Origin of the sequence: Halorussus salinus, from assembly GCF_004765815.2 — an archaeon.
In the GTDB taxonomy this organism is placed as follows: Archaea; Halobacteriota; Halobacteria; order Halobacteriales; family Haladaptataceae; genus Halorussus; species Halorussus salinus.
The window spans coordinates 112,485-121,627 of the sequence record NZ_ML974129.1 but is presented as its reverse complement, the minus strand read 5'-3'; the positions used below and the strand labels follow the sequence as shown (position 1 = coordinate 121,627).

The window sequence follows — 9,143 nt, the reverse complement described above, 5'->3', positions numbered from 1 at the left end:
GGCTTAGTGCCTTCGGAATACCCGCCGGAGGAGCGAATTTTACTCGTCGCCCTCGTCGTCGGCCCCGGTCGTCTCGTCGTCGCTCGCGTCCTCTTCGTCTTCGACCCGGATGCTCACCGGTTCGCTCGGTTCCGTCTCCGCTGGGGTCTCGGACTCGGGTTCGAGGTGGTCGTCTAAATTGAAGACGGTGTTGAGTTCGTCTTGAATCTGGCCGACGATGCCGCCGACGAGTTCGCTCGGCGCGATGGCGGTGTACTCGTAGGGGTTGTTGCCCGCGCCCTCGCTCTCGCGCTTGCGGCGCTCTACGTTCTCCTCGTCGTGGAGTTCCGCCAGCGACTCCCGAACCGTCGAGGGGTAGAGACCGGTGCCCTCGGCGACCTCCTCGCTGGTGCTGTGAGGCTGTTGTCGGAGATAGACATAGATTCGCGCCCGCGTCTCGGTGTCCAGCACCCACGACAGCAGGTCCACGATGCCTTGGTCGAACTGGTCCACCGCTCGGTCGGCCTCCTCGCCGAGGCGCTCGCGGCCCTTCGAGAGGCGGTCCGCCTCGGCGTCGGCGTCGGTCTCGACCGACACGTCCTGTTCGACCGATAGTTTCTCGTCGTCGGCGATCTCCACGTTCACCTCCTCGGTCACGCCGCCCTCGTCGTCCACGTCGAGCTCCTCCTCGACGGACACGTCGTCGTCTACGTCTTCGATTTCGGCCTCCTCGACGGTGTCGTCTTCGACGTTCACGTCGATGTCTTCGTCGTCTGTATTCTCGTCGGACATGTCCTCTCTACGAGGACACAAGTCGCGGGCGAGTAAAAAGGTTGCTCAGAGCGGTCCGGGCCGCGCACGGAGGTTTTCGGGAGGCACCGCCCTCGACGGTCTCGGGTGTCGAGTCCGCGACCGCGCGCTCGGTCACTCGCGTTCGAGGAGCAACGACTCGTACAACGCGTCGGGTCCCTCCTCGTCCAGAGTCCGGCGCTGGCGGGTCGCCCCGCTCTCGCCCTCGTAGAGGTCCCGGATGCCCGAGACGCCCAGTCGCTCGCACTCCCGGTCTACGACCTCACCGAGACCAATCTCTCCCTCGCGGTCCCGGCGAATGAACGCGGCGTCGTGACCGTAGCGCATCGCGCGCCACTTGTTCTCGTCTAACAGCTCCCGGCGGTGTCGGTAGCCCTCCTCGCCGTCCTCGTAGCGCGTCGCCAAGTCCTCGACCAGCGCGTGAGTGTACTCCACGAACGCCATCACGCGGTCGGGGTCGGCCTGCCCGTCGGGCGTCCGGACTTCGACCGTGCCGTGGCCGGTGTGGGGTCGCACGTCGTACCAGAGTTCCCCGCGGTCGGCGATGGAGTCCGAACGAAGCATGGTCTCCTCGAACGTCGCGAAGTCGTCGTAGGAGTCGAAGCAGGTCGGCATCCCGGTGTTGGGCAGGGCCTCGAAAATCTTCGCTCGCGCGGACTGGAGTCCGGTGTCGAACCCGTTCCAGTACGGCGAGTTCGCCGAGAGCGCGAGCATCACGGGCACGTACCACCGAATCTCGTTGGCTATCCAGACCGCCTTGTCGGCGTCGTCCACGCCGACGTGGACGTGCAGGCCCGCGGTCGTGTTCCGGTGTTGAGGGTACTGAATCCGGTCCAACTGGGCGCGATACCGCTCCTTCTCGGCGTGTTCCAACTCGCGCCACCGCGCGCCGGGGTGGAGACCCGCGGCCGCGATTTGGAATCCGGCCTCCTCGGCGTGGTCCACGAGGGCGTTGCGGACCGAAAGCAGATGCTCGCGAGCGTCCGCGAGACGCTGTATCTTCGGTGTCTGGGTCTCCACGACGCACTTGAACAGTTCGTGGTCGAGGCGTCCGTCCAACAGTTCGGGCGGGTCGCGCTGGTAGACGAGTTCGTCGGTGCCCGCGGTCGGGCGGCCGCGCTCGTCCGCGACGTAGAACTCCTCTTCGATGCCCAGCGTCCCCATCTCCGCGAAACTTCCAGCCGAACCCGAGTCCATTTCTCGGTCTTTCGTAATCCGAGGTGTAAATAGTTCCGAACCCGGCATGGCCGGGCGGTTGCGGTCTGGAAGAGCCTTACCGCGGCCGCGCGACCACGCCGAGGTGGTCGTCGTGGTACGGTTCGAGTCGCGCCGTCTCCACGATTTCGTACTCGTCGCGGAGGTCGGCCAGCGCGTCGTCGAAGACCGCCTCGGGGTCGCGGGACACGTCCTCGCTACGGGCCTTGACGGCCGCAAGCAGGCGACCGTCGTCCGCCAGAAACTGCCGATTTTCGACCGCCACGCGGGCCTGCCCGCGAGTCGCCACGTCCTGCACGATGGCGTCAACGTCGGCCTCCACGACGTGGGCGTAGGTCGCTGGCTTGCGAGCGTCCTTCAATAGGGGAAAGAGATTCCGGCGGTCCTCGGCGACGCCCACCAAGTCCCGGACCGGCCGAGGAGCGAACTCGACGGCGTAGGTCGCCCCCGAGAAGTCCGCGACGTGGCTCACGGTCGTCCCGCTGGCCGCGCCGAGGTACAGCACGGTCTCGCCGCCAGCGAGACCGATTTCCATTCCTGACTCCACCATCGCCGCGAGCTTCGAGCGCCCGGCGTCCCAACAGCGCCACTCGCCGTCGGTCGGTTCGCCGTAGACCGGCGCGCCCCGCGTCGCCAGCCGCCGTCGGCCGTCGAACGCGCGGCGCTCGACGCCCTCGGGGAGAGCGATGTCGGACTGGTCAGTCATGCGTCGCCCTCCTCGGTTGCGTTCTCGTCCTCGGGGCTGTCATCTTCCTCGCTCCCGTCGCCCCGCCCGCGAATCTGGTCCATTCGGCGCTGTAGCTCGTCGTCGAGTTCCGGCTTGCGCTCGCCCGAGTAGTGGTCGATGCGCGCGGCGATGGTGAGTTTCCCCGCCAGCGTCCGGGCCGCGGACCCGCGTTTGTCGGGACGAGTGCCCCTGACGAACTCGTGGGTGAAGATGACGCCGTGCTTGGGCGAGGTCGCGTGGCCTCGCAAGTGCGCGAACAGCGAGTCCTCCGCGCCGAGGACCTGCACCGTCCCGGAGGGCTTTTTCGCCAGCGGTTCGAGGCCGCCAGCGAGCGAAATCAGTCGCGCGCCGAGGACCGGCCCGGCCAGCGCCGCGAGGTTGGGCGCGACCTCGGGCGTCTCGCGCTCGATGAACTCGCGCAGTTCGTCGGACTCGTCGGCGAGGTCCGCGACGCGCCGCGCCAGCGAGACGAGACGTTCGTCGGTCGGCGACTCGGGGTCGCGCTCCGCGAGTTCGCGGGCGTACTCGACGCCGGTCCCCGCGTCGGGGTAGCGACTCCCCGCCCACTCGGCGACGCGCTCGGCGAGTTCGTTGGCCTCGGACGCGGCGTCGTCCATCGCCCGGACCGCGTGGACCAGTTGCTGGTCGTCGGCGCGCTCGCGCTCGGCCGCCCCCTCGCGGGCCGCCCGGAGGCTCGCGTCCCGGAGCGCGTCGTAGTACTCGTCCTCGCTCTCGGCGAATCCGGACGCGACCGCCCGCTCGGGCCAGTCGGCGGGCGCGTCGGCCCGCCCCTCGCGTATCCGGGCCGCGCCCGCCGCGGCGTCGCCGGGCGCGACCTCCTCGAACCACCCGCCTTCGGGGTGGGGTCCGTCGTCGGTCATGCCCGAGGCTTGCGCGTCTTCGGGTTTAAACCTGCGCTACTCGGGTCGCGGCGCGAGCCCACACCAACGTTAAGCCGGACGCCGTCGCCAGACCATACAGGGAGAAACGATGGTTCGCAGAAATCGACGCCGACGCCGACCGACCGACGCTCGCGCGACTGACGCCCGACCGGACCCTGCGATAGCCGTGGACGTGGCCGAACGCGGCGACGAGTTCGTCGTGACCGCGGACCTGCCGGGCGTCCGCAAGCAGGACATCGACGTGAAAGTCCGGAAGGACCGCGTCCAGATACTCGCCGAACCGGAGGACGACCCCGAGAACGCGGGCGCGTTCGGTGCGAGAGCGCGCGAGGAGGGCCGAATAAGCCGGACGATTCGGCTCCCCGAGCGCGTGAACGAGAAGCGAACAAGCGCCGAGTACCTGAACGGGCGACTCCGAATCACGCTCCCGAAGCGCGAGCGACGGCAGTCGGTGGACGTAGAGTAGCCACGCCGACGAGCGGAGGCGGCGACCGCGAGGCCGCCGACCGAAACCGCAAAGTCCTCGCGCACCCTCGCTGGACCGATGAACGTCGAACTCTTCGACCGAACCGTCGAACTCGACGCCGAACGTGTCGAGGCTCCAGCGGACGAGATTCGCGCGCAGGTCGGCGAGTACGCCGCGGGCGAGCGCCGCGCGTTCGACCTGTCGGTGGCGCTCTCGTCGGGGTTCGCTGGCGAGGTCGCGGCCGAGATGCGGACGATTCCGTACGGCGAGACCCGGACCTACGGCGAAATCGCCGACGACCTCGACACCGCGGCCGTCGCGGTGGGTCGGGCCTGTGGCGCGAACCCCGTCCCGCTGGTCGTGCCCTGCCACCGCGTCGTCGGCGCGGACTCGCTGGGCGGCTACTCGGCGGGCGACGGACTCCCGCTCAAGCGCCGACTGCTGGCGCTCGAAGGAGCCGCCGAGGGCCGTCGGGAGACGCCGAGAGCCGTCGAGAGCGGTGACGAGCGCGACCCGGCCGACGCGTAATCTCCGAGCGACCCCCGCGGCTCTACGGTCGAGCGAGTCGTCGGTCCGAACACCTTCCTCAGCTAATTTTCTCAGAATACGGCCATAACAACTAAACAGGTACTACTAGATGAGTTAACTGCGGTTGCGCCCCGGTTGCGCCGCGACTCCACGACCACGCCGCCCGACGGTCCCGGTCTGTCATCCGCCCCGCGCGTTCGCCATCCGGCGCGGTTCGGTATCACGAGTTCCAGTCCTCCACTTTCGTCTTGATCTCCTCCCGCGCCTGAAGACGGAGGTATGCGCTATCGGTCTGTATCATCTCAGCCGCCAGTCTGTTCTCTGTGCGGAAACGTATCGACGGCCGAAGAAAAACCGAGGAGAGCGCCGGAACCGTCTCAGGACGTATCGACCGTGAAGGTCGTGGTGTCGGTCACGACGGTTCCCTCGTCGTTCACGAGTCGCACGGTGACGGTGTGCTGGCCGTCGTCGAGACCCGCGAGCTGCGTCGCGCCGATAGCGGGCGTGTCGCCGAGCGGCCGCCACGCGCCGCCGTCCACGCGATATTCGAGGTCGGTGACGTTCCCGGCGTCGGGGTGGCGGGTCACGAACTCCACGACCGGGTTCGCCGTGGCGACCTGTGCGCCGTCGGCGGGCGCGAACACCGAGACGTTCGCCTCGGCCGGGAGCGCGGTCTGGCCGACCGTCGGGGTGTCGCCGAACTCGCCAGCGAAGCGCACCTCGGCGGCCGAACCGTTCGTCGGCACCGCGCGATACCGGACTTCGGACACGTCGCCGCGCACGTCGAACGAGAGCGTGCCGTCGGCGAACGTGACGTTCTCGACGCTTCCCGGCCCGTCCGCCGTCACGCTCGACGTGTCGAGACCGTACCCGTCCGGAAGCTTCTCGGTAACCCGGAGGTCGGTGCTACTCGTCGCGTTCAGCACGAACAGGCGGACGTTGACGCTCTCGCTCAGCACGTCCTGCACGGACTGTTGGGCGGTCGGCGTCTGGAGGTCGCGGACGACCGTCGTGCCGAACGCGCCCGAGACCCGCGTACCGTTGAACCGGTCCACCGAGAGCGTGGCGGTCCGGTCGGAGTCGCCGACGCGGACGACCTCGGTCGCCAGCACGTCGTGGGTCCACGAGTCGTAGACCGTCGCGGCGTGGGTGCCGACCGTTAGGTCGGCCGACTGCTTGTCGTAGCTCGACGGGCGGTCGAGCGCCTGCCCGTGGCCGAACGTGAATATCCAACCGCCGTTGCCGCCGCGAACGTCGGTGTAGGCGTCCATCGGGTCGCCGCGGCGGTCGGTCACGTCGATAGTCGTCTCAGAGGCGGGCGGCAGGGTCAGGTTGCCCACGTCTGTCGGGCCGCTCGCGTCGAAGCGACCGGTCAGCCACGCGTCGGCCACGCCGTCCCCGGTCGCGCCGTCGAAGACGTAGACTCGGTAGTCACCGTCGGGGACCGACTTCGAGAAGGTGCCGTCTCCGGCGGTCGTCGTCTGCTCGAAGACGCCCGTCGAGAAGTTGATAACCGAGACGGTCAGGTTCGGGGCCGGGAGACCGTCGGGACCGACGACTCGGCCCTCGATTTCCGTCGCCTCCTCGGTCGTCAGCGTCACGTCGCGGTCCTCGGTGAGCGTCACCTCGGTCCCCACGTGGTCGTCGGGCGCGTCCGCGGGCAGTCGCGCTATCGCGCTGACGGTGCCGTTCAGTTCGACGCCGGGGCCGGGGTTCGGCGGGTGAACCATCCGTCCCTGCGCGTCGGTCGGCACCCCGTCGGCGCGGAGGTAGCCGTAGAACGTGGTCCAGACGCCGTCGGTCCGGTCGGCGAGTTGGACCGAGGAGTTCGCCACCGGCGCGCCGGACCCGTTCTCGACGGTGACGTTCAGGACGTGCCCGACCGGAAGCCGGAACTCGCGGGTCTCGTCGGCCGTGGTCGTGTTGTGCCACCCGAGCGCGGCGAAGTCGGCCACGCCGTCGCGCGGGTAGGCGACGTTGGTCGGGGAATCGGCGTCGGCCTCGCGCAAGTCGGCCTGCCACACGTCCACCTGATAGTCACTGTTCGTCAGCAGATCGACGGCGTAGGTGCCGTTCTCGTCGGTGACGGCCTGTCGGAAGTCGCCGCCCGCGTCGTCGGTCCACCAGCGGAGCGTGACGTTCGACGCCGGGGTGCCGTCGGGTTCGGTCACGGTGCCCGAGAGGTCCGTCGTCTTCGACAGGACTACCGCCTCGTTTCGCGGCCCCTGCACGTCGTACTCGGTGTAGTTGTCACCGTAGTCGGTGCCGACCGGCTCCTCGACGTAGACGCCGACCGAGCCGTTGACCTCGATGCCGGGTCGGTCGTTCGAGGGATTCTGCATCCGGCCCTGCGAGTCGGTCGGGACGTTGCCGTCGGCGAATCCGCGGGCGTACGCCCGCTCGTCGGTCGCCGGATGCTGGTCCGAGAGGACGACTTCGGCCTCCTCGACGGGCATACCCGAGCGGTTCAGGACGGTGACGTTCAGGACGTTGCCGACCGGGAGCGTGAAGTTGGTCGTGGTCGCGCCGGAAATCGAGACGGTTCCGAGGTTCCCGAAGTCGGCCACGCCGTCGCGCGGGAAGGTGACGTTCCCGGCCTCGGCGTACACGTCGCCGCCCTGCCAGTAGGTGAACTGGTAGTCGCCGGTCCGGTCGAACTCGACGGAGAAGTCACCCTCGGCGTCGGTGACGGTCCGGCCGTCGTTTTCGGTTCCGTTCACACCCTCCCACTGGAGCGTGACGTTCGACGCCGGGGTACCGTCGGGGTCGGTCACGGTGCCCGAGACGACGGTCGGCGTCGAGAGCGTCGCGGTGACGTTCGAATCACTCGTGACCGTGCGCCGGAGATACGTCTCGTCGTACGACGAGTTCGCGGGCGGTTCGACCGAGATGCCGGTCGAACCGTTGACCTCCAGTCCCGTACCGGGGTTGGGCGGGTGAGCCATCCGGCCCTGCGCGTCGGTGGGGAGGCCGTCGGCGTAGAGGTAGCTGTAGACCGACGCGCCGGTCGGTCCCTCGCCGTCGCGGAGGCCGACCGAGGAGTTCGCCACCGGCGCGCCCGATTCGCTCTCGACGGTCACGTCGAGGAGGTGCCCGACCGGGAACGAGTAGTTACGCGTCTCGGCGGTCGTGGTCGTGTTGACCCACCCCAGCGAGGTGAAGTCGGCCACGCCGTCGCGGGGGAAGACGACGTTGGTCGGCGAGTCGGGGTCCGCGTCGTTCAGGTTCGCCTGCCAGAGGTGGGCCTCGTAGCTCCGGTTGGCTCGGAGCGTCGCGGCGTACGACCCGTCGGCGTCGGTGACGACGCCCGCGAAGTCGGTCTCGCCGCCGTCCTCGGTCAGCAACCGAATCGTGACGTTCTCGGCGGCCGTGCCGTTGGGGTAGGTCACGGTGCCCGAGAGCGTCACCGTGGCGGTGTTCCCGGCCGCCGCGGTAGTCGCGGCGGTCGTCGTCGCGCTCGCGGCGGTCGTCGTCGCGCTCGCGGCGGTCGTCGTCGCGCTCGCCGCGGTCGTCGTCGCATTCGTCGCGCTCGTCGCCGCGCTCGGCGCGGTTCGGTCGGTCGTCGGTACTGGCGTCGCGGCCGCGACTGGCGCGAGCGTGCTACCCGTCAGCGTGAGCAAGACGACTGCGCAGGTAGCGACGGCTCCGAACCAGCTTCGTGTGTCATCTCCTATCATGAATGGTGGAGTGCGACCTAGTTTCTATACTTATAACTAATAAATCAAACTATTTCGGGCATGGTACGATAGATAGTCTCGGTATCGCGTTCGCTCGCGCTTCGGTGCAGTTCGGAGAAAGAGCGGCGACGACCTGCGACGGACAACCCGCGACGGACAACCCGCGACGGACGACACCGGACTACTCGAACTTCTCGAACGGTTGCTCGCAGTCGTTGCAGTAGTGCATCGACCGGCAGAGCGACGGGCCTTTCGGATGCTCGCGCTCGGTCTCGGTCGAACCGCAGTAGGGGCACTCCGCGCCGCTGTCCTCGCCGGAGGTCTCGACGCTCGGGTCGGGTCGTCGCATGGTCAGACGCTCAGGCCGAAGTCGTTCAGGTCGGCCTTCCCCTGTTCGGTCACCATCTCGATGGACCACTCGGGACTCCAGACGAGTCGCAGGTCCACCGACTCGATTCCCTCGACGCCCGTGACGCTCCGCTCCACCTCGTCGGTCAGCATGTCGCGGGCCGGACACCCCGAGTAGGTCAGGGTCATCAGCACCTCGGCGTGGTGGCCCTCGTCCACGCGCTCGGTCACTTCCACCCCGTAAATCAGCCCGAGGTCCACGATGGAGACGGGCATCTCGGGGTCCTCGACGCCGTAGAGGGCGTCCCACACGTCGGCCTCGACGCCCTCGGCACCCTCGCCGGTCTCGGGCAGGTCCTCGACCTCCTCGCCCTCGACGTACTCGGTGTACGCACAGAGCGCGGGGTCCTCGCAGTCGTCGCCGAAACCGGGGACGCCCCCGGTGCCGGGAATCTCGTCGGCGTCGAGGTCCGCGGGGTCCTCCTCGCGGA

The 9,143-nt window shown here is 68.7% G+C and carries 9 protein-coding genes; 2 read left to right on the top strand and 7 right to left on the bottom strand.

Annotated features, from left to right (window positions below):
- Positions 1-39: 39 nt before the first annotated feature.
- From EPL00_RS12460 to EPL00_RS12445, 4 genes are all read right to left on the bottom strand, one after another.
- A complete protein-coding gene (locus tag EPL00_RS12460) occupies positions 40-576 on the bottom strand; it encodes a winged helix-turn-helix domain-containing protein (RefSeq protein WP_238398204.1) in 537 nt (178 codons plus the stop codon).
- A 327-nt stretch (positions 577-903) separates the two neighbouring features.
- A complete protein-coding gene (locus EPL00_RS12455; protein ID WP_135854490.1) occupies positions 904-1,986 on the bottom strand; it encodes a glutamate--cysteine ligase in 1,083 nt (360 codons plus the stop codon).
- A gap of 76 nt (positions 1,987-2,062) precedes the next feature.
- Positions 2,063-2,710: a fibrillarin-like rRNA/tRNA 2'-O-methyltransferase gene (locus EPL00_RS12450; RefSeq protein WP_135854489.1), complete on the bottom strand. Its 648-nt coding sequence runs from the start codon at positions 2,708-2,710 to the stop codon at positions 2,063-2,065.
- Positions 2,707-3,612, bottom strand: coding sequence for an NOP5/NOP56 family protein (locus EPL00_RS12445; protein WP_135854488.1), 906 nt, complete (start codon positions 3,610-3,612; stop codon positions 2,707-2,709). Before EPL00_RS12445 ends, EPL00_RS12450 begins: the two co-directional genes overlap by 4 nt.
- A 109-nt stretch (positions 3,613-3,721) precedes the next feature.
- Between EPL00_RS12445 and EPL00_RS12440 the strand changes: the two genes are divergently transcribed.
- Both EPL00_RS12440 and EPL00_RS12435 read left to right on the top strand, forming a co-directional pair.
- Positions 3,722-4,099: an Hsp20/alpha crystallin family protein gene (locus EPL00_RS12440; RefSeq protein ID WP_135854487.1), complete on the top strand. Its 378-nt coding sequence runs from the start codon at positions 3,722-3,724 to the stop codon at positions 4,097-4,099.
- 78 nt (positions 4,100-4,177) lie between these two features.
- Positions 4,178-4,627, top strand: coding sequence for a methylated-DNA--[protein]-cysteine S-methyltransferase (locus tag EPL00_RS12435; RefSeq protein ID WP_135854486.1), 450 nt, complete (start codon positions 4,178-4,180; stop codon positions 4,625-4,627).
- Between the two features lie 377 nt (positions 4,628-5,004).
- Here the strand turns inward: EPL00_RS12435 and EPL00_RS12430 are convergent, their stop codons facing one another.
- The 3 genes from EPL00_RS12430 to paaD all read right to left on the bottom strand — a co-directional run bounded on the left by EPL00_RS12430 (position 5,005) and on the right by paaD (position 9,105).
- Positions 5,005-8,304 (bottom strand): carboxypeptidase-like regulatory domain-containing protein, encoded by a 3,300-nt coding sequence (locus tag EPL00_RS12430; protein WP_135854485.1) that lies wholly within the window; start codon positions 8,302-8,304, stop codon positions 5,005-5,007.
- A gap of 181 nt (positions 8,305-8,485) precedes the next feature.
- Positions 8,486-8,653 (bottom strand): 1,2-phenylacetyl-CoA epoxidase subunit PaaE, encoded by a 168-nt coding sequence (paaE, locus tag EPL00_RS23545; protein WP_202932630.1) that lies wholly within the window; start codon positions 8,651-8,653, stop codon positions 8,486-8,488.
- 2 nt (positions 8,654-8,655) lie between these two features.
- Complete coding sequence (paaD, locus tag EPL00_RS12425; protein ID WP_135854687.1) at positions 8,656-9,105, bottom strand: 1,2-phenylacetyl-CoA epoxidase subunit PaaD; 450 nt, start codon at positions 9,103-9,105, stop codon at positions 8,656-8,658.
- Positions 9,106-9,143 lie beyond the last annotated feature (38 nt).

Bases quoted from the DNA above. Each gene is read 5' to 3' on its own strand.
- EPL00_RS12440 (WP_135854487.1), top strand. From the start codon at position 3,722: ATGGTTCGCAGAAATCGACGCCGACGCCGACCGACCGACGCTCGCGCG.
- EPL00_RS12450 (WP_135854489.1), bottom strand. From the start codon at position 2,710: ATGACTGACCAGTCCGACATCGCTCTCCCCGAGGGCGTCGAGCGCCGC.
- EPL00_RS12430 (WP_135854485.1), bottom strand. From the start codon at position 8,304: ATGATAGGAGATGACACACGAAGCTGGTTCGGAGCCGTCGCTACCTGC.
- EPL00_RS12435 (WP_135854486.1), top strand. From the start codon at position 4,178: ATGAACGTCGAACTCTTCGACCGAACCGTCGAACTCGACGCCGAACGT.
- EPL00_RS12455 (WP_135854490.1), bottom strand. From the start codon at position 1,986: ATGGACTCGGGTTCGGCTGGAAGTTTCGCGGAGATGGGGACGCTGGGC.
- paaE (WP_202932630.1), bottom strand. From the start codon at position 8,653: ATGCGACGACCCGACCCGAGCGTCGAGACCTCCGGCGAGGACAGCGGC.
- EPL00_RS12445 (WP_135854488.1), bottom strand. From the start codon at position 3,612: ATGACCGACGACGGACCCCACCCCGAAGGCGGGTGGTTCGAGGAGGTC.